At 71.4% G+C, this 19,513-nt stretch carries 15 protein-coding genes; 7 read left to right on the plus strand and 8 right to left on the minus strand.

The genetic code is table 11. The annotated features are described in order from the left end of the window. Positions 1–9 precede the first annotated feature (9 nt). The 3 genes from ACGFT2_RS02010 to ACGFT2_RS02020 are packed head-to-tail and all read left to right on the plus strand — an operon-like array spanning position 10 to position 5,520. Entirely contained in the window at positions 10–2,508 is a 2,499-nt protein-coding gene (locus ACGFT2_RS02010; protein WP_393272519.1) for a phytanoyl-CoA dioxygenase family protein, read from the plus strand. Continuing rightward, complete coding sequence (locus tag ACGFT2_RS02015) at positions 2,501–4,039, plus strand: aminotransferase class III-fold pyridoxal phosphate-dependent enzyme (protein WP_393272521.1); 1,539 nt, start codon at positions 2,501–2,503, stop codon at positions 4,037–4,039. Before ACGFT2_RS02010 ends, ACGFT2_RS02015 begins: the two co-directional genes overlap by 8 nt. Next, positions 4,036–5,520 (plus strand): aminotransferase class III-fold pyridoxal phosphate-dependent enzyme, encoded by a 1,485-nt coding sequence (locus ACGFT2_RS02020; RefSeq protein WP_393272522.1) that lies wholly within the window; start codon positions 4,036–4,038, stop codon positions 5,518–5,520. The genes ACGFT2_RS02015 and ACGFT2_RS02020 overlap by 4 nt, the downstream gene beginning before the upstream one ends. A 124-nt stretch (positions 5,521–5,644) precedes the next feature. Here ACGFT2_RS02020 and ACGFT2_RS02025 read toward each other — a convergent pair whose 3' ends face one another. The 3 genes from ACGFT2_RS02025 to ACGFT2_RS02035 all read right to left on the minus strand — a co-directional run bounded on the left by ACGFT2_RS02025 (position 5,645) and on the right by ACGFT2_RS02035 (position 8,494). Further along, complete coding sequence (locus tag ACGFT2_RS02025) at positions 5,645–6,193, minus strand: hypothetical protein (RefSeq protein WP_393272524.1); 549 nt, start codon at positions 6,191–6,193, stop codon at positions 5,645–5,647. A 19-nt stretch (positions 6,194–6,212) separates the two neighbouring features. Next, positions 6,213–7,721 carry an aminotransferase class III-fold pyridoxal phosphate-dependent enzyme gene (locus tag ACGFT2_RS02030; protein WP_393272525.1) on the minus strand — a complete coding sequence of 503 codons (1,509 nt, stop codon included), beginning with the start codon at positions 7,719–7,721 and terminating at the stop codon, positions 6,213–6,215. A gap of 86 nt (positions 7,722–7,807) precedes the next feature. Beyond that, complete coding sequence (locus ACGFT2_RS02035; RefSeq protein WP_393272527.1) at positions 7,808–8,494, minus strand: TetR/AcrR family transcriptional regulator; 687 nt, start codon at positions 8,492–8,494, stop codon at positions 7,808–7,810. A gap of 254 nt (positions 8,495–8,748) precedes the next feature. Here ACGFT2_RS02035 and ACGFT2_RS02040 point away from each other — a divergent pair, with 254 nt between their 5' ends. Next, complete coding sequence (locus ACGFT2_RS02040) at positions 8,749–9,525, plus strand: SDR family NAD(P)-dependent oxidoreductase (RefSeq protein ID WP_393272529.1); 777 nt, start codon at positions 8,749–8,751, stop codon at positions 9,523–9,525. Between the two features lie 522 nt (positions 9,526–10,047). Continuing rightward, positions 10,048–12,432, plus strand: coding sequence for a phosphoketolase (locus ACGFT2_RS02045; protein WP_393272531.1), 2,385 nt, complete (start codon positions 10,048–10,050; stop codon positions 12,430–12,432). 94 nt (positions 12,433–12,526) lie between these two features. Here ACGFT2_RS02045 and ACGFT2_RS02050 read toward each other — a convergent pair whose 3' ends face one another. From ACGFT2_RS02050 to ACGFT2_RS02070, 5 genes are all read right to left on the minus strand, one after another. Beyond that, a complete protein-coding gene (locus ACGFT2_RS02050) occupies positions 12,527–12,751 on the minus strand; it encodes a hypothetical protein (protein WP_393272532.1) in 225 nt (74 codons plus the stop codon). Beyond that, entirely contained in the window at positions 12,748–13,383 is a 636-nt protein-coding gene (locus ACGFT2_RS02055) for an AAA family ATPase (protein WP_393272534.1), read from the minus strand. Before ACGFT2_RS02055 ends, ACGFT2_RS02050 begins: the two co-directional genes overlap by 4 nt. Positions 13,384–13,480: 97 nt before the next feature. Beyond that, positions 13,481–13,708: a hypothetical protein gene (locus ACGFT2_RS02060; RefSeq protein WP_393272536.1), complete on the minus strand. Its 228-nt coding sequence runs from the start codon at positions 13,706–13,708 to the stop codon at positions 13,481–13,483. Between the two features lie 196 nt (positions 13,709–13,904). Further along, positions 13,905–14,684 carry a thioesterase II family protein gene (locus ACGFT2_RS02065; protein ID WP_393272537.1) on the minus strand — a complete coding sequence of 260 codons (780 nt, stop codon included), beginning with the start codon at positions 14,682–14,684 and terminating at the stop codon, positions 13,905–13,907. Between the two features lie 319 nt (positions 14,685–15,003). Next, positions 15,004–16,266: a hypothetical protein gene (locus tag ACGFT2_RS02070; protein ID WP_393272538.1), complete on the minus strand. Its 1,263-nt coding sequence runs from the start codon at positions 16,264–16,266 to the stop codon at positions 15,004–15,006. A 1,281-nt stretch (positions 16,267–17,547) separates the two neighbouring features. Between ACGFT2_RS02070 and ACGFT2_RS02075 the strand changes: the two genes are divergently transcribed. Together ACGFT2_RS02075 and ACGFT2_RS02080 are read left to right on the plus strand one after the other, a co-directional pair. Beyond that, positions 17,548–18,450 (plus strand): zinc-binding alcohol dehydrogenase family protein, encoded by a 903-nt coding sequence (locus tag ACGFT2_RS02075; protein ID WP_393272540.1) that lies wholly within the window; start codon positions 17,548–17,550, stop codon positions 18,448–18,450. A gap of 92 nt (positions 18,451–18,542) precedes the next feature. Next, positions 18,543–19,346, plus strand: a complete 804-nt coding sequence (locus tag ACGFT2_RS02080; RefSeq protein ID WP_393272542.1) for an IclR family transcriptional regulator C-terminal domain-containing protein — start codon at positions 18,543–18,545, stop codon at positions 19,344–19,346. Positions 19,347–19,513: the final 167 nt, after the last annotated feature.

Raw genomic sequence — 19,513 nt, forward strand, 5'->3', positions numbered from 1 at the left:
TTACGTGCGATGAACGACGGCGGGCGGATCCTGCTCGTCGTCGCCGGATCCGTCCTCCTGCCGGATGCCGCACGGGACCTGTTCGAGTTCGCGGGCCGGCTCGGCGTCGAGGTGCGCGACGTGAGCACGATCCCGGCCGCCGACGCGGACGAGCGCGTCATTCTCGACCACATCCACGCCGAGATCGACGCACACTTCTTCGGGCCCGAGGACGCCAAGGGCAACCTCTCCGTGGTGTCGGACTACGCTCGGCTGCTCAGCTTCGTGATCGAGCGGGGCATGTGCACCGACATGGACGTCGAGTTCACGCACTCACTCGGCCCGGCCGCGGCGAGTACGCCCTGCCCGCTGGGCATCCTCGCGCGCTTCAAGGACAACGGCTGCCTCAGCAACGACGTGACCGCCGGCTTCGCCGGGTCGGAACCGTTCCGGAGGGCCAGACGCCGGGTCGCCGCCCTGGTGACCACCTACCGCGAGGCCGCCTGCAGATTCCTCGCCGCCGCTCACGGGGTGGCCGTCGGCCCCGGCGAGGTCGGCGCTCATCCCCGGTTCTTCGAACTGCGCAACCTGCGGCACGATCCGTCGCTGACGGGAACGGCACGGTTCAGCCTCGCCGGGGGGCCCGACAACCTCGCGATCGCGGTGCACGAGGCAGGGCTGGTCTGCGGGTACGAGCGCGGAGTCCAGCGTGGCGTCGAGGCGGGCGAACTCACCTCCGGCCATGTACCGCACACGCTGGTGGCCGGCACGCGCCCCACCGGCCTCACCTACGAGCCGTTCGAGTTCGGGGCGCCGCCGTCCGCCCGTGCGGAGGCGGAACAACGAGCGCAGCTGTGGCCCGACTCCTTGCCGGAGGTCATCTGCCACTGGGACCACAGCTGGATCGCCGGCCTGCACGACTGGCAACCGCCGACCTACCGCGAACGGTTGCTGCTCGCCACGCTGGACGGCGACGCGTGGCGGCGTGGCGAGGCCGCGTCGATCGCCCGCAGCCGTCCGCTGCCCCGCTGCCTGGTCGACCCGCGGGGCGCCACCGCTCCCGGGCGCACGGCGTCCAAGGGCCGTTCGGTGCTGTCCGCTCTGACGCACGACCAGTCGCCCGCACGCCGGGAGACGAGCGGCCTTCCCACGGGTGAGTCGGCGGGGTCGCGGTGCGAGGAGTCCGGGCAGGACCCTTTCCGGGACAACGGGATCGCCGCGGTCGACGGCCTCGTCGACGAACCCACTCTCCTCGGACTGCGTGACCGGTTCGAAGCCGAGATCGGCAGGAAGGGCGGGACGACCTCTCTGCGACAGCTGTCGTTCAACCTGGCGGTCGACGAGTGCGCGCGCCGCACCGTCGAGATGATCAAGGACTTCGCCCACCTCCCGGAACTGACGGAGATCCTGGACCGGTACTTCGACGGCCCGTCACGCTTCGTCTCGGCGCGCGGATACCGGCAAGGTCCGTGCAAGCCGCTCAGGTACCGCGCCTGGGACTACCACCAGGACATGAAGACCCAGGGGCCGTTCGAAGAGCTGAAGGTCATGGTCCTGCTGACGGACGTGACGCCCGACGGCCAGGCCATGCGGTACGTCTGCGGAAGCCAGCAGGTCCCCTGGAAGTTCCGGACACAGCGCGAGACGAAGTTCACTCTCGACGAGGCTCTCCGGTTCGGGAACGGCGGTCTGTTCCTCGGCCACGGAACGGCCGGGACCTGCGTCGTGTTCGACACGAACGGCATCCACTCGGGCCATCGCAACCTCTCGGAGACCCGTGACGTGTTCACCCTCAACTTCACGCGGGAGTCCCCCGGTTCCTTCTACATGTTCTCCGACCCGGTCCTGGTGGGGCCGGCCTCCGGCGGCGTCGCCGCCGGGCGTCGTGGCCGCCCCCTCTCCTGGCGTACTTCGGTCGAGGACGAGGAGGGCCTGGCCGCGATGCGCGCGGAGTACGCGTCGACTCCGGACCTGGCCGCCACGAAGCCCCGGTGGACGGGCGATGCGCTCGACCTGGTCGACGTCATGGCGGCAGATCTCAACGCAGACCTCGACCTGCGCCTGTCCGCGCGGTTCGAGGACGACCGCGGTCGCGACATCGCCCTGGTGAGGATCCGCGATGCGGCCCTGGACGACGTGCAGTACGGCGAAGTCATGTCACGGCTTCACGTGACGGACGTGATCGGGACGTGCCTCTGGGGCGGCGGGGATCCGCTGATCCGTGCCGGTGAGATCGCCGGGCACGCGCGCGGTGCCCTCTCCTCCCACGTACCGGGAGAGACCGCGTCGAACTGCTCCGCCCTGCTCGGCGACCTCCGCGACGCACTCGCCCGCTGCGACGGGGTTCAGCGGCTCCGCACCACGGCCGCCTACCTGTACTTCGCGTGCGCGTGGGCTCATCGGCTGCTCGTGGCCTCCGGGGGCGCAGGCCTGGACGAGGGATGCCGGCAGCTCCTCGACCTGTTCGCGCACATGGTGGCCGAGGACAGCGGCATGGAGACAAAGGAGGTGACCCGGCGAGATGCCTGACGCGCACACGGGGCAGGACTTGACGACGCCCGACGACACGCCGTTCCACCTTTCGAGCATCGAGTCGATCCGTAAGGTCGCCGCGGCGCTCGAAGGCAGTTGCCTGGACCCCGGAGGGCGGCCGGCCGACCGCACACCTCAGGAGCACCTGGCCGGCAACGCCACGCTCTTCACCGCGGGCGGCTCGGTCGCGCGGGAGTTCTGGGCGGACACGGCGCTCGGCTCCCGGATCCAGGGCTCGCTGGCCCGGACCGCGGCACCCGTCGAGATGGTCGATCTGTGCTCGATGACCTGCAACACGGTACTGGGCATCAACGATCCGTGGGTGAAACTCAGGCAGGCCGCCTTCCTGCTCTCCGAGCAGCCCCACTACCTCCCGGCGCGGATCGGCAGCGACCTGTTCCACCGCGTCGCCCATCGCATCCTGAACCGGCTGAGCCGCTTCAAAGCCCCCGACGACTTCGTCATCAACCTGCGCCAGTGCAACGGCTCGGACGCGGTGGAGCTGGCCCTCCATGCCGCGTGGCGCGCGGCCCGCGGCGCACCGCGCCGGCGCAGACTCGCCGCATTCCAGGGCTCGTACCACGGTGAGAGCGTCCTGGCCAGCCTCGTCTGCGAGGACGATCCCGCGTACGGCGCCGGACGCGCACTGGTGGACCGCGTCGACAACGTGGTGCACTTCCCCTCGCCCAGGTGCGCGGACGGCGGCGGCCTGAGTGCCGAGTCGCTCGCCACGCTCGATGCCCTGGAGCATGCCGGTGACGAGTACTTCGCCGTGCTCATCGAGCCGATCCAGTGGCGCAACTCGGTGCACGCCGTACCGCCGGAGTTTCTTCGCCGGCTTCGGGAGGTGTGTACGCGCAAGTCGATCTGCCTGGTCTTCGACGAGGTGCAGAACGCGTTCGGCTACACGGGGACCGTCTTCTTCGCGGAGAGCAGCGACGTCTGTCCGGACATCGTGGCCACGGGCAAGGCGTTGACCTCGGGCCACGGCGCGCTGGCCATCGTCGTCGCCCGACGGGAGTTCGCCGAGGTGGAGGCGCCGTTCGGCAGCAAGACCAACTCGGGGGACATGCTGTCGTTCGTCGCCGTCGACGCGGTGATGGACCGGCTCACGGGCATGCTTCCGGAGGAGTTCGCGGCCCTGCCCGGCTGGCTGCCGCCCGGTCTGGCCGCGGACCTGCGCGCCGGCCTCCTGGCGACCGCCTACCCGCGTGTGACCGGGATGCTGGAGGACTTCCTGGCCGATCTGCAGCACCGGTTCCCCTCGCTGGTGGGGCCCGCGAGCGGCCTCGGCCTGATGCGCGGTGTCGCCATGCTCGGCCCGGACGGCCGGCCGTCCGGGCACGTGGCCGGCAAGGTCGCGGACCTCGGCCTGAGACACGGTGTCTACGTCCGCCGAGCAGGCCACTCCGTGTACGTCAAACCCAGCCTGTCGACGACCGGGGCGGACTTCGAGCTGGCCGGGGACCGGCTGGCGGCCACCTTCCACGAGCTTTTGCACCCTGTCGCCCGGGAGGAGCCGAAATGAGTGGTGCCGCGGAGGACGCGATGCCTGCGCCGGGTGCCGTACCCGACCTCGAACCACTGGTGACCGCGCTCCGCGGAACCGTGCTCGACCCCACGCGGCCGCAGTACCGGCGATCGGACGGAGGTGCGTACGACCTCGAAGCGGCGATGTTCATGCGCGGATCCGCACCGCGGCACCTCAGCGCCGTCTCCGGTCGTGGAGCCACCCTCCGGCTGTCCGACGGGTCCGAGCTCATCGATCTGTGCTCGATGACGGAGAACACCGTGCTGGGTCTCAACGACCCATGGGTGCAGCTCCGTCAGATCGCGCACGTGCTGTCGGAACGACCGCACTACGTGACCGTCCGCTTCGGGAACGATCTCTACTACCGGGTCGCGAACAGACTGTCGAGGTACTTCGACAAGACCGGCGGAGGCAGGGACCACGTCCTGAACATGCGCGAGTGCACCGGCTCGGGGGCGGTCGAGCTGGCGCTCCACGCTGCCTGGACGGCGGCGCGCACGTCCCCCGGGCGCCGCAGACTGGCCTCCTTCGTGGGCGCGTTCCACGGCTCGAACCTCGGCGGTGTCCTGGTGAGCGACCACCAGCCCGAACGCGGCTCCGGCCGCGTCCTCCTGGACCGGGCCGACAACGTCGAGCAGTTCCCGATCCCCGCGACCGGCCCGGACGGACGGCTGGACGCGGCCACCCTGGACGCACTCGCCACCCTGGAACGTGACGGTGCGCAGTACTTCGCCGTCATCCTCGAACCGATTCCGTGGCGCAACGCGGTCCACGTGGTCCCGGCCGAGTTCCTCCGGAGGCTTCGCGAGATCTGCACCGCGAAATCGATCTGCCTGATCTTCGACGAGGTGCAGAACGGGTTCGGGTTCACCGGTGCCATCCGGTACGGCGAGGTGTCGGGCGTCCATCCCGACATCTCGGTGCTCGGCAAGGGGCTGACCTCCGGACACGGAGCGCTCTCCCTCATCGTCGCGGACCGGGCGTTCGGCACCGTCGAGTCCCCGTTCGGGTTCAAGTCCAATTCGGCGAACATGCTGTCGCTCGTGGCGGTCGATGCGGTGCTCGACCGGCTGCTCGGGGTGACGGGCCCCGATGCCGAGGTGCTTCCCCACTGGCTCCCCGCCGGCATGGAGCGGGACCTCCGGGAGGGCCTTCTCTCCACCACCTATCCCCGTACGGTCAAGATGATCGACGAGATGCTCACCGAGCTGCGCCGCCGCTTCCCGGCGACGGCCGGCCGGGCGACGGGGGCCGGGCTGATGCGTGGGCTGGTGATGCTCGGCGGTGACGGGCGTCCGTCCTCGGCGCTCGCGGGCGAGGTGGCGAGGGGGTGCATGGACCACGGTGTCCACGTCAGGCAGGCCGGCACGGCCCTCTTCGTCAAGCCCTGCCTGGTCATCACCCAGCGGGAGGTCGATCAGGCGCTGGCGGGAATGACCAGGGCGATCGAGGCGGTGGCCGGCATGCGGGCCGGGTGAGGCCGGCCGGCGTCCGCTGTCCGGCCCCGTGCCCGCCCGGCCCCGACGACCGGTGCCCACGGTCGTCCGGCGCCCACGGTCGTCCGGTGGCTCCGGTCGTCGGGCGGCTACGGCCGTCAGGTGCCTACCGTCTTCCGGCGTCCAGCCGGGCGGCGATGTGGTGGTGCAGCTCTCGTGCCACCTCCAGGGGCCCGGGCCGGCAGTCGAGCACGAGGGCGTCCGGGCCGAGGGCCGGCTCCCGGCCGAAGTACTCGATGTGGGCGGCCACGTCACGCTCGGCATCGGCGAGCGAGACCGGCCGATCCGTCCTGCCGGGGTCGGACGTGCGTCGGGCGAGGAGCACGTCGGCGGGCGCGACGAGCAGCACGTGCAGATCGAACCGCGCCAGCACCTCCGGGCGTTGTACCCGCGGATCGGCTTCCCGCAGGTCGAGGTAGTGGAGATCGACGACGACGACGCCATCCCGGTTCGCCAGCAGCCGCGACTCCAGTCGGGCGCCTGCCCCGGCCCGGACCCGGGCCCGGTCCGCGGCGGGCAGTGACCGGAAGTCGGCGGGGAACCGGTCGCCGACGGAGATCGTCTCGTAGTCGGGGTGCCGGTCCGCCAGCAGGCGCAGGGCCGTCGACTTGCCGATGCCCTGCGGCCCGCCGATCGCGACGCTCAGCCGCGGCAACAGCTCGGCCCGTCCGGGCTCACGCGGACCTCGCCGCTTCCCCGCGGTCCTGCGCCACCTGGGCCAGGGTGCGGGCAAGCCCGTCGAGCGCCCGGTCCGCCTCGGCCGGCCCGAGCACGAGGCTGGGCTTGACGAAGAGGGCGGTGCCCGCTTGGCGCACGTAGACACCGTTCGCGAGGCAGCGCCCGGCCACCGCTGATGCGACCGCCTCGGACGGCCTGCCGAGTTCGTCCAGCATCACCAGCCCGCGCACCAGCCCCATCCCGGTCGACGCACCCACGACTCCGGGGAATCTGCGGCGCAGTTCGAGGAAGAGCGAATCGATCAGAGCCACGGCGCGGCCGTAGGCGGCGTCGAGCAGGCCCGTGCGGAGTTCCGCGGTCAGCTCGTCCGGCAACCACTCGGGGAGGGCGTCCACCTCCTCGGGGTCCATTCCCAGAAGCCGGTCCAGCACCGCGTCGATCGCGACGAGGGACATCATGTCCGCGGCATTGGACTTCCCCGCGAACGGCCCGTCGACCGAACTGAAATCCCTTTTGGCCACCATGATGGCGAGGGATCCGTGGCCGGAGGTCAGTCCCTTGCTCATCGCGGCGATGTCCGGGCACACCCCGCTGTTCTCCGCGAAGCTGATGGCCCCCGTGTATCCGAAACCGTTGTGGATCTCGTCGAAGATCAGGCAGATGGACTTGCGCGTACAGACGTCGCGCAACCGCCGGAGGAATTCGAGCGGGACGGCGTGCACCGAATTCCGCCACTGGATCGGTTCGATGATCACGGCGAAGTACTCCTCGCCGTCATGCTCCAGGGTATCGAGCGTGGCCAGCGACTCGGCACTCAGGGATCCGTCTTCCTCATCTGTCGGAGAGGGGAAGAAGGCCACGTTGTCCGCTCTTTCGACGAGCAGCCGGCCGGAACCGTGCTGAGGTCGGTGCTCGCTGATGAGGCTCGCCGTCAGGCTCTCGCCGTGGTAGGAGCCCCGGAACGTCCCCAGCCTGCGTCGACCCGGCGATTCACGCGCCGCGTTCCAGGCCGCGTGCAGGGCCAGTTCGACCGCGTCCGACCCGTTGCACTGCCGCATGTTGATGACGTAGTCGCCGGGTTCGGCCAGCTTGTCGAAGCACTTCAGAATCCGGCGGGCGACTCGGTAGTACATGTCGCAGCCCAGACGGATCGTGACGTGGTGCGGGCTTCGGGACAACGCGTAGGACAGCTGCTTGAGCTTCACCCACGGATCGTTGATCCCGAGAACCGTGAGGATGGTGCAGAGATCGATCAGCTCCTGCCCGTCACCCGTGTTCACGAGGACGGTGTCGAGCGTGGCCCCCAGCCCACCGGTGACCCACACGTCTCGTGGCCAGGACCCGCCCTCGGTGAACAGTTCGGGGTTCTTCGCGATCAGTTCCCGGGGCTTTCCTTCGGAACTCGGCAGATGAGGGTCAAGACAAGAGCCGGCGAGTGCCTCGGCGAACCTGCGGATCGGATTCAACGTCTCGAGATGGAACAACGAACTCTCGTTGACGGGCATGTGACGGTTCTAGCACACCCCTCGAGGACCGGCGAGAGGACCGGACACGTCCGGCGCGTGCCGCGGGGCGCAGCCGCGCGGCTGGGTCAAGTCCCGGGACGCAGCGGTGGTGTTGGGGCCTTCGCCGTGCTCCAGTGCGCGGTGATCTCCTCGTTCGTGGGGGACGCGGGGAGCGGCCGGGCGCCGGGCGGGCGCAGGCCGTCGAGGAAGATGCGCACGTGCCGGCCGGCGAGGGCGGTGGCCTGCCCGGCGGGGAGATGGGGCATCGGCCGGCAGGCCAGGACTGCGGTGGTGATCAGGTCCACCGCGGTCACGTCGGGGCGCACGGTGCCCTGGGACCGGGCCGCCGCCAGCAGCTCCTCCAGCAGCTCCGCGATGTGCCGTTGGAGCGCCAGGGCCTCGGGGTCGTCGGTGACGGGGCCGCCGATCAGGGGCAGGACGAGCATCTCCCGTTCCTCGACCAGACGGAGCAGCAGTTCCTCGACGGCGGACAGCGCGTCCGCGGGCGCGGCCCGCAGCGCGCTCTCGGCCGTACGCAGCACCACGGCGAAGCCGTCGACGACGACCTGGCGGATCAGCGCGTCGCGATCGGGGAAGCGCCGGTAGAGCGTGGCGATGTTGACCCCTGCGCGGCGGGCGATCTCGTCCAGCGGGGCGGCGGTTCCCAGCTCCCGGAAGGCGGTACGCGCGGCGGCCAGGATCTGGGCGCGGTTGCGGGCGGCGTCCGCCCGCAACCGCGGGCCGCCGCTGCCTCGGGATGTGCTGGGGGGCACCGTGATCCGTCTCCCTCGTCGTACCGGTGGTGGCCGCGTCGAGATTACGCCAGCGCCGGCCCGGGTGCGTGAGTAAGTGAAGGATTTACTTCACTTACTGCTACGGTGGAGAGGCCGGACCGGACCTCGCGGCACGAGGGCGTCGATGAACGGGGCGTTCCCGCCGTGCCGTGGGGCTCGTCCGGCATCCGGGGGGCATCGGAGCCGCCGTCCGGATCTCCCATGGGTGCGTGCGAAGAGAAGGGGTGCCAACCGTGCAGAAGGCACGTTTCGAGGGCAAGGCGGCTGTGATCACCGGGGGCAGCCGGGGCATCGGTGCCGCGGTCGCGAGACGACTGGCCGGCGAGGGGGCCGCCGTCGCCATCGGCTACCGCGGCAACAGGGAGGCGGCGCACGCGCTCGTCGCGGAACTGGCCGGCGACGGCGGGCGTGCCGTCGCCGTACAGGCGGACGTCGCCGACCCGGAGCAGACCCGAGTGCTCATCGACCGGGCGGTGGAAGAGTTCGGCCGGCTGGACGTGCTCGCGTCCTGCGCCGGCATCGAGCACTTCGGCGCCCTGGAGGAGATCACCCCGGCGGACTTCGACCGTCTCTTCGCGGTCAACACGCGTGGTCAGCTCTTCGCCGTCCAGCACGCCGCCGCCCACATGAAGGAGGGTGGCCGGATCGTGCTGACCTCCTCGGTCAGCGCGTCCCGGGCCGTCTTCGGACACACCCTGTACGCCTCCAGCAAGGCGGCGGTGGAGTCGATGGTGCTGAACCTGTCCGCCGAGCTGGGGCAGCGTGGGATCACCGTCAACGCCATCGCGCCGGGCGGCACCGCGACCGACATGGCCGCCGAGCACGGGACCGCCTACCAGCATCCCGGCCTGGTCGGCAAGATGTCCATGGACGAATGGGCCGGCGTCCAGATCGCGCTGAAGCGGCTGGCCCACCCGTCCGAGGTGGCCGCCGGATACGCCTTCCTCGCCTCGGACGACGCCGCCTACATGACCGGCCGCACGCTGCGGATCGACGGCGGGATGTTCTAGCGACGGCGGGACCTGCCAGCTGTGACGGTGCGGTGCCCGGGACCGGGCGGGACGCGGGCCGGCGGGAGAGGCGCGCCGGACCGGCCCGCACCTCCAGGTCGCCGCCCCTGCGGAGGTGCCGTCCCGCGAGCGGCTGACGTCCTCCGAGGGGCGCCGTAACGCGAGCGGCTGACGTGCGGCGAGCGGCTGACGTCCGCGAGAGGGGGGTGCCGTAACGCGAGCGGCTGACGTGCGGCGAGCGGCTGACGTCCGCGAGGGGGTGCCGTAACGCGAGCGGCTGACGTCCCCCGAGGAGGTGTTCCGGCGCATCCATCCGGAGCTGGTCACCGGGCGTGAGCGGGTGGCGGGGCGGACGCTGGACGGGGTGGACCTCGCACCGTGACGGCGGCCTCGGCAGGGCGGCCCGGGCCGGGAACGTGCCCGACCGGCCCTACCGGGTACCCGCTGTCCGCCGGACGGTGGGGTGCCGTGCCCGCCGGCACCCGCCGCGCCCGACCGACCGCCCGAGCTGGAAGGACCCCGATGTCCCTCAGCCCCCAGCAGGTGCCCTGCGAACTCACGGACGAGGAACTCGCCACCCTGGATGCCCACTGGCGCGCCGCGAACTACCTCTCCGTGGGCCAGATCTACCTCATGGCCAATCCCTTGCTGACCGAGCCGCTACGGCCCGAGCACGTCAAGCCACGGCTGCTCGGTCACTGGGGCACCTCGCCCGGCCTCAATCTCGTCCACACCCATCTGAACCGCGTCATCAAGGCCCGCGGACTGGACGCCGTGTGCATCTGGGGCCCCGGCCACGGCGGCCCGGCGGTGCTGGCGAACTCCTGGCTGGAGGGGTCCTACACCGAGACCTATCCGGACGTCACCCGGGACGCGGCCGGCATGGCACGGCTCTTCAAGCAGTTCTCCTTCCCCGGCGGTGTGCCCAGCCATGTCGCCCCCGAGACCCCGGGCTCCATCCACGAGGGCGGCGAACTCGGCTACTCGCTGTCCCACGCCTACGGCGCCGCCCTCGACAACCCGGGCCTCCTGGTCGCCTGCGTGATCGGCGACGGCGAGGCGGAGACCGGCCCGCTGGCCGCCTCCTGGCATTCGAACAAGTTCCTCGATCCGGTCCACGACGGCGCCGTGCTGCCGATCCTGCACCTGAACGGCTACAAGATCGCCAATCCGACGGTCCTGGCCCGCCTGTCCGGGACGGAACTCGACGACCTCTTGAAGGGCTACGGACACGAGCCGATCCACGTCACCGGCCACGAGCCGGCCGCAGTCCACCGCGCGCTGGCGGAGGCGATGGACACCGCCCTCGACCGTATCGCCGCCGCCCAGCGCGCCGCCCGCGAGGACGGCGCCACCGACCGGCCCCGCTGGCCGGTGATCGTCCTGCGCACCCCCAAGGGCTGGACCGGTCCCGCCGAGGTCGACGGACTGCCGGTGGAGGGCACCTGGCGCTCCCACCAGGTGCCGCTCGCCGCCGTACGTGACAATGCGGAACATCTGCGCGAGCTGGAACGGTGGATGCGCTCCTACCGGCCCGATGAACTCTTCGACGAGGACGGCGCCCCGCGCGCGGGCGTGCTGGCCTGTGTGCCGCAGGGGGAACACCGGCTCGGCGCCACCCCGCACGCCAACGGCGGCCTGCTTCTGCGCGAGCTGCCCCTGCCTCCGCTGGACCGTTACGCCGTCGCCGTCGACAAGCCCGGTGCCGCCCTGCACGAGCCGACCCGCGTCCTCGGTGACATGCTCCGCGACGTCATGGCGGCCACCACCGACCGGCGCGACTTCCGCCTCGTCGGCCCCGACGAGACCGCCTCCAACCGGCTCCAGGCCGTCTACGAGGCCAGCGGCAAGGCCTGGCAGGCCGCCACCCTGCCCGTGGACGAGGATCTCGACCGGCACGGCCGCGTGATGGAGATCCTCTCCGAACACACCTGCCAGGGCTGGCTGGAGGGCTACCTCCTCACCGGCCGGCACGGGCTGTTCTCCTGCTACGAGGCGTTCGTCCACATCGTCGACTCGATGGTCAACCAGCACATCAAGTGGCTGCGCACCACTCGCCGCCTGCCCTGGCGCGCCCCCATCGCGTCCCTCAACTACCTGCTCACCTCGCACGTGTGGCGGCAGGACCACAACGGCTTCTCCCACCAGGATCCCGGGTTCGTCGACCATGTGCTGAACAAGAGCCCGGAAGCGGTGCGCGTCTACTTCCCGCCGGACGCCAACACCCTGCTGTCGGTGGCCGACCACGTGCTGCGCAGCCGCGACTACGTCAACGTCGTCGTGGCCGGCAAACAACCGTGCTTCGACTGGCTGTCGATGGAGGAGGCCAGGGTCCACTGCGCCCGTGGCGCCGGCATCTGGGAGTGGGCCGGCACCGAGGACGGCACGCGGGAACCGGACGTGGTGCTGGCCTGCGCGGGCGACGTGCCGACCCAGGAGGTACTGGCCGCCGCCCAGTTGCTGCGCCGCCGGCTGCCGGAGCTGGCCGTGCGGGTGGTGAACGTCGTGGACATCGCCCGCCTCATGCCGAGTGAGGAACACCCGCACGGGATGACCGACTTCGAGTTCGACGGGCTGTTCACCGCCGACAAGCCGGTGATCTTCGCGTACCACGGCTATCCGTGGCTGATCCACCGCCTGGCCTACAGGCGCACCGGTCATCGCGACCTCCACGTGCGCGGCTACAAGGAGATCGGCACCACCACCACACCGTTCGACATGGTCGTCCGCAACGACCTGGACCGCTACCGCCTGGTCATGGACGTCATCGACCGCGTACCCGGCCTGGCGGTGCGGGCGGCGACCGTGCGCCAGCGCATGGAGGACACCCGGCAGCGCCACCATGACCAGATCCGCGAACACGGCACGGATCTCCCCGAAGTGGCCGACTGGACCTGGGACGGCTGAACGGGCCGGCGGGTCGGCGGCCCTGTGGCACTGGACCCGGGGTGGCCGGCCGCTCGGGCCGACGCGTCACCGGCCCTGTGTCAGCGGCCTTGTGTCAGCGGCCTTGTGTCAGCGGACGCAGGACCGCGGCGCTCGCCCGCAGGAGTGCGGACACGGGCTGTCCGATCCACCGGGAGAAGTCGCTGGGCAAGGCCGGGTCCACTTCGATGACCACCTTGACGTAGCGGGTGTCCAGCGGAGTGACCTTGGTGGGGGTGGGCGTCGTGGTGTCCGGGCGGCGCTGGAGCGCGGCCCGGTAGGTGTCCTTGCGCTGGTTCACACCGTGTCCTGACGTTTGATGAGTTCCTCCGCGAGGTCCATGTAGGCCGTCCCCCTCACCTCGACGGGGCTGCCGAACGACTGGGCGTACAGATCGAGCCGCGGAATGTGTGTGGACAACACGTCGAAGCCCCGCTCGGTGAGGGCCTCGCGGGCATCGGCGTCGGGACCGGTGCGCGTGGCGTCGGGACGGTTCGTGCGGTTCAGCAGGACGGCGGCGCGGGCGGGCCCGGTGCGCAGGGACTGCATGTCGTCCATCTCGCGGTCGATGGGTGCCATGCGGTCCAGCTCGATCGGGGCCGGCGTCACCGGCACGATCCACTCGCCCGCGTACCGCATGATGCTCCGGGCGATGTGGGCGTGGTCCTCCAGTTGCGGGGCGTCGAACACCACGGCCTGCCGGTCGCCGAGGAAGTCGTCCACGCGCAGGTGTACGTCGCCGACCGGCAGAGCGAAGACGGGGAAAGGGAATCCACCCGCCAGTTCGCTCCAACGCAGCGCGGAGGACGCGGGGTCACTGTCCACGAGCAACGGTGCGAAGCCCGATGCGTGCAGTGCGTGGGCCAACCAGACGGCGCTGGTCGTCTTTCCCACTCCGGGTTTGAGGTTCACGAAGGCATAGCTCAGCGGCACAGGAGCCGACGCTAACGGTCATGAGCGGATGGCCGCCGTGGGCGCGGGGTCACGAGGTGTGGTTCACCCCGGGGCACCGGTGAATCAGCCCCTTGGGCTAGTCGGCGGCCCGCCCACCGTTCCGGTCGGCCACCGCGACCACGGCGACCGGGGCCGACACCGGGAGCGCAGCGGCGAGTGCCGGCGCCGGCAGGCAGGCGGCCACCAGAACGGCGGCCACCAGAACGGCGGCCACCAGAACGGCGGCCACCAGAACGGCGGCCACCAGAACGGCGGCCACCAGAACGGCGACCGCCAGAACGGCGGCCACCAGAACGGCGGCCACCAGAACGGCGACCGCCCACTCCGCCGATCAGCGCCGTACCCAGCACCATGTCGCCGGTCACCAGCGCCGTCGCGCCGTCCGGTCCCCGGCTAGCCGGCGCTCGCGCACCTCGGTGGCGGCCTCGGCCCGGCCCTGGAGGCTGTAGGCGTTGGTCGCGGTGAAGTGGGCCGGGGCGTGGCCGGTGCCGGGGCGGGGGTCAGGACCGGAGCGCCGCCAGGATCCGGTCGCGGACGTCCGCGGTCAGGGTCTCGTGCATCCGGCTGAGGTAGAAGTGCCCGCCGGGAAAGGCGTGGACCTCCGCCGTCGCCCGGGTACACCGCTGCCACTCGTGCACGTCCGGCGCGGAGACCGCCGGGTCCTGCCGCCCGTAGTAGGCGACGATCGGGGTGTCCAGCGCTTCGTCCCCGGCCAGCGGCCGGTAGGTGTCGATCAGCCGGTAGTCCGCGCGGACGGCGGGCATGACGAGCGCGCGCAGTTCCTCGTCGGCCAGCACCTCCGGGTCGGTACCGCCCTGTTCGAGCAGGTGCGCCACCAGATCGGGCTCCTCCAGCAGGTGCCGGGTCCGCTGCGGAACGCGGTGCGGAGCCACCATGCCCGAGACGAACAGGCACACCGGCCGGACACCGTACCGCGCCTGCAGCAGACGAGCGGCCTCGTAACCCACCACCGCACCCATGCTGTGCCCGAACACGGCCAGCGGGCGCCCGGCCAGTGGCGCCAGGGCCGCACTCACCTCTTCGGCCAGCTCGGCCATGTCGGTGGCGGGAGGTTCGCCCAGCCGGTCCTGACGCCCCGGGTAGCACACCGACACCACGTCGAGCGTGGGGGACAGCAACCTGGGCCAGTCGCGGTAGAAGGCCGGCGCGCCGCCCGCGTGCGGGAGGCAGACCAAGGTGGCCTCGGCCGCGGGCGGTTCCGGGCCGAGACGCCGCAGCCAGGCACCCCGGCCCACCGAACCGGACACGCGCCCGCTCACGAGGCCTGCTCCCCGGTGTACGAGGTCCGTGCCCGGCGGCGGCGCGGCGGACGGGGTGCTTCCGTACGGGTCCGCCGACGGTCGAAGCGCACCCGCGGCGCCGTCTGGGTGATGGCTGTCATGAGTGTGTGTTCTCCATAGGGCGGCAGCCTATTCGAGGGATCGGACGTCGCGCCGCCCGTCCCGGCGAAGGACGCCGCCGTCACGGGTCGGCGTCAGGCGTGCCGCACCGCGCCACAGGCCCGGTGTGCCCGAGAGGTTGCCGTCCACCACATGGCGCGCGTCCTTCTCGGAGGCACTCAGTGGTGGCTCGGTGGGGTCAGGCGGCGTAGACGCTCTCGCCCTCCAGCGCCCGGATGATGCCGTAGTCCGCCTCGACGGCCTCGGGCCGGTCACTGCTGAGGACGACCTCGGCGCACCGGGTCTTGTCGAGCGCCGGGGCGTGGGCCGACGGCTCCGGGCCGGCCGCGACCACCGTCGGCAGCCGGCGCAGGATGTGCCCGAGGCGCGGGTCGACGGCATCGCCGCTCCGGCGCAAATGCACCCGGACGATCCGGTGACCGGCCGTACCGGCGCCGAGCGGAACGGGCAGCGGCGGGACGGAGGTGTCCAACGCGTCCGTCAGGCGGTCGTAGCCGGTCGCCGAGCGCAGCGCCTCGTCGGCCGGCGAGATGCCGGGCACGGCCAGCGCCGAGACGAGGAGCGGCCCCCGGCGCTCGTCGTGGGCGACGCGCGCGGTGACCGGACCGCGCAGCACCCCCAGGGTGTCCAGCACACGCGCCATGTACGCCGACAGGGCGCGCACCATGGGCTCGTGACGGGGCAACAGGTCACTGCGGTCGAGCGACCCGTCACAGGAGCGGGTCTCGGCCCACACGTCGGTGACGACGTGTTCCGTCTGCCCGAACGGACCCGGACGGCTGACGCTGTTGACGACGAACTGCCGGACCGGCAGCTGCTCGGTGAGGACCAGGTGCGCGTCGTCGGAGTACCGGGCGGCCGCTTCCTTCATGACCGGCCAGGTGGTGTTGATCTGCCTTCCGCCGGCGCAGGCCACCGGATCGACCGGTGTGCCGGCCGCGGCGGGGGCCAGCAGATAGCCGGGGAGGGGGCAGGCCTCGGCCCAGGCCAGGACCTCGGCGAGTTCCGTGCTGCGCACACCACGCGGTGCCGGTATGCCGGCACGGGCCAGGGCGGCCGCCTGCGCGCCGCGGTCGCCGCGCAACGGTGACGTCTCGGGATCCCCCAGGGGAAAGCCCAGATGCCAGGCGATCCGGTCCGCCAGCCCGACGCCCGCCGCGCTCCCGGCGACGACGGCCGAGACGCCCAGCCCACGCAGGGCTTTCACCGTCTGCCGCAGCGACCCGCGATGCTTCACCGAGTCAGCGTGGATGCCGGTTTCGCGGGCTGGTTCGAACATCGAGGGCCGCCGCCCGGCCTCCGGTTCGACGGTCACGGTGCGCCAGCCCCGACGCGCGAAGGCTTCCGCGTGGGCAGGGCTGCCGTGGGGGGCGACGACGGCCACGGTGCCGGCGGCAGCCGACCGGGACGCGACGACGGGTGCGGCGGAAGTGATGGCCATGGGAACGGGCTCCAGGGCGGAAGAAGTGTCAGGGCGATAAGTGGCCGGGTGTCAGGGCATCGACCGGCTACGAGGACCAGATGCGCGCTCTGCCTTGCCAGTTGGCCCCGGACACGGCCGGCCCGCAGGGCGCTGTGGTGAGCGGGGCCGGGGGCGCCGGCAGACCGGGGTGGCAGGGATCGGGCCGCGGTGTCTGTCGCGTTCCGGATGCGGATGCCGCTGCCGATGCCGGGGGCGCTGTCGGCGGAATCGTGGAGAGACCGCCGGCGTGCCCGGGCCGGCGCACGGCCGTGGCGGTGGACGCGATGGCCGTGCCCCGGTCGACGGGTGCCCGCACGGCCACCGGGACGCCGATGCCTCCGTCGAGGAGCACCGGCACGGTTGCCTGGACGCCGGCGGCCTGAATCTGGCTGCGGGCGCACCGGCGACGGGTAGGAGGGGGAAACGCCACGACGGCCTCCGGCATGAGGTGCTGGGCGCTCCGGCACAGGGCGTGACGGCTCGCGCCCGCGAGAGCGGACGACGAGCGGCCCGTCTGTGCCCGGCGTGCCGTTGCACGCTGTGGGAGGACCCAAGGGCTTGGTTGTTCGGACTTAGGTGGTGCGTGGTGCGGTGACCGGTGCCGAGTCACATGAGGTGACCGCCACCGCGCGTCGACGGCAACCGCCGACCTGGAACGGCCATCGGGAACGGCGGCACGGGCACCGCGACGGGGCGGTCACCGCGACCGGGGCACCGCGACCGGGGCACCGCGACCCGGATCACCGCGACCCGGATCACCGCGACCGGGTCACCGCCGCCTGAAGCGGCCGGCCGCGGGCGCGGAGACCGGTGCGGCGCTCACGCCCGGCTCAACCCCATGAGGGCTCGGTCCGGCGCCGACCTCGGCACTTGGTCCTTCATTCGCTGTCCTCCGCCCGTCCCCGTACGCCTCCCGGAGCACTCCGGTGCCCACCCCCGGGCCGGCTCCCGGTTCCCCGTCGTCGCTGCGAGGGAAAGTGTCCGGCCGAGTGAGGCGGCATCACTATGTCTCTCCGAAAGGGCAAATGCAACCCTTGGATTCCCATTCTCATCTCGCGAGAAGTTCTAAGTTGAACCTTCTCGCCGAGTGAGAAATGGGCGGCCGTTTCTCACCTCGTGAGAAAGATGTAGGAGGCAAGATGCCCAGGTCGGAGGCGTCACGGGGATGCCCTAGCCTGTCGTCGTACATGCATCCGTATCGATAGGAGTACCGTGCGCGCCATTGTCATGAGGGAATTCGGTGGCCCTGAGGTTCTGCAATTGGAAGACATCCCCGAACCCGAACCCGGGCCTGGTCAGATTCTGCTGGACGTGCGGCTTGCGGGCGTTAACTACGCAGATGTCCATGTTCGCGGAAATACCTACCTCGCGCCGGTCGAGCTGCCGTACACCCCCGGCAACGAGGTCGTCGGCACCACCCCGGACGGCAAGCGTGTGGTGGCACTGATCCAAGGTGGCGGCTATGCGCAGAAGGCGGCCGTCCACCGCAGACTGCAATGGGAGGTCCCCGACGAGATCACCGACGAACAGGCGGTGCCGCTGGCCCTGCAGGGGAACAGCGCGTACCACCTCCTCTTCACGGTCGCCCACGTCACCAAGGGGCAGACCGTCGTCATTCCCGCGGCGGCCGGCGGGGTCGGCTCGCTGGCCGTTCAGCTGGCCCACCGGGCGGGCGCCCGGGTCATCGCGCTCGCCGGTACGGCCGAGAAGCGCCGGCTCGCCCTGGACCTCGGCGCGGCGGCGGCCGTCGACTCCTCCGACGAGGACGGTCTGGCGGAGCGGATCCTCGACGCGGCGGGAGGTCCCGTGCACGCCGCCCTGGAGATGACCGGCGGCAAGACGCTGCTGCAGACCCTCGACGCGGTCGGCCCGCGCGGCCGCCTGGTCGTCTACGGGTTCGCCGGCGGGCAGCTGGCCGACATCCCCGTGCACACGCTGCTCCAGCGGTCCGTCACCGTCGCCGGTTTCTGGCTCCCGCACCTGTACACCGACCGGACGCTCCCGCTGGCGGCCTCCATGAGGCAGCTCTTCGACGCCGTCGGCAACGGCTCGCTGAAGATCGTGACGGGCGGGACCTATCCGCTCGCCGACGCGTCCAAGGTGCACCACGTGCTCAACAGTCGTAACGGCATGGGCAAGTTCAGTCTCGATACCGCCACGTAATAATCTGATGCCGGACCGTACGCGGTGAGGCCAGCGCCGTGTACCACCGTGCTCCAGGAGGAGACGCGGACACCGTGGAGGGGGTACGGCTGATGAGTGGACAGCGTGGAACCGGGACCAGCTACGCGGACCGCTTCATGCGGGTGCAGCAGGCGTTCATCACTCTGGGCCCCGGTGCCCATCGACTGTCCGAGATCGCCAAGACCGCCGACCTCGACGACTCCACCACCGGCCGCATGCTCACGGCGGGCACCTACAACAGCACCTTCGTCCGCATCGACCGGGGCCTCTACCAGCTCGGCAGTACGGTCGCCGACCTGGGACTGCACGCACTGTCCGAAGACAAGCTCTCCGGCAGCGAGGCCACGCACGTCCTGCAGAACCTGCGCACGGCGACCGACAGCGGCCTGGTCTTCCTGTACATGAGGGCCCCGTTCGGCACAGCCGGCCGGCAGTGCCTGGACATGGCGGTGGGGGATTCCGATCTCGTCGAACTCGGGATGACGCCGCGCGACGTCCTTTCGGTCACGCGGTCGCTGCGCACCGGCGCCTCGGGCCGGACGATCCTCGCCTACCTGCCCGAACAGATCCAGCGACGGGTGGCCGCCGACCCGGTCCCGGAGGAAGCGGGGCCCGGCGTCATGCGCGACGGCGACGAACTCCTCGCCTCTCTCGCCGACATCCGGGACCAGGGCTACGCCCTGGGCCACCAGGAGTGCATGGCGAAGTGGAACTCCATCGCCGCGCCCGTCATCTGGGACGGTGCGATATGGGGCGCGGTTCTGCTGCTCAAGCCCATGGACGTCATGCCGGAAGCTCCCCAGCACTACATCCACGCCACCATCACGGCGGCCGCCAGGCTCAGCCGGCTCGGCGGAGCCTGGCCCGCCGACTGACCACGCACCGGCCGAGCCGGACGCCGCCCTCCCGGCCGGTGGTTCCCCGGACGAGCGCCGACCCGGGGCCGGACGGCGGTCCCCGGTCCGCTGCACGCCTCGAACCTCCCGTCGGTGGCCGTCCCGGCGGGCCCGCGTCCCGGCCCGCCCGCCTCCCGGTAGGCCGG

The organism is Streptomyces sp. NPDC048514 (assembly GCF_043199955.1).
GTDB lineage: Bacteria > Actinomycetota > Actinomycetes > Streptomycetales > Streptomycetaceae > Streptomyces.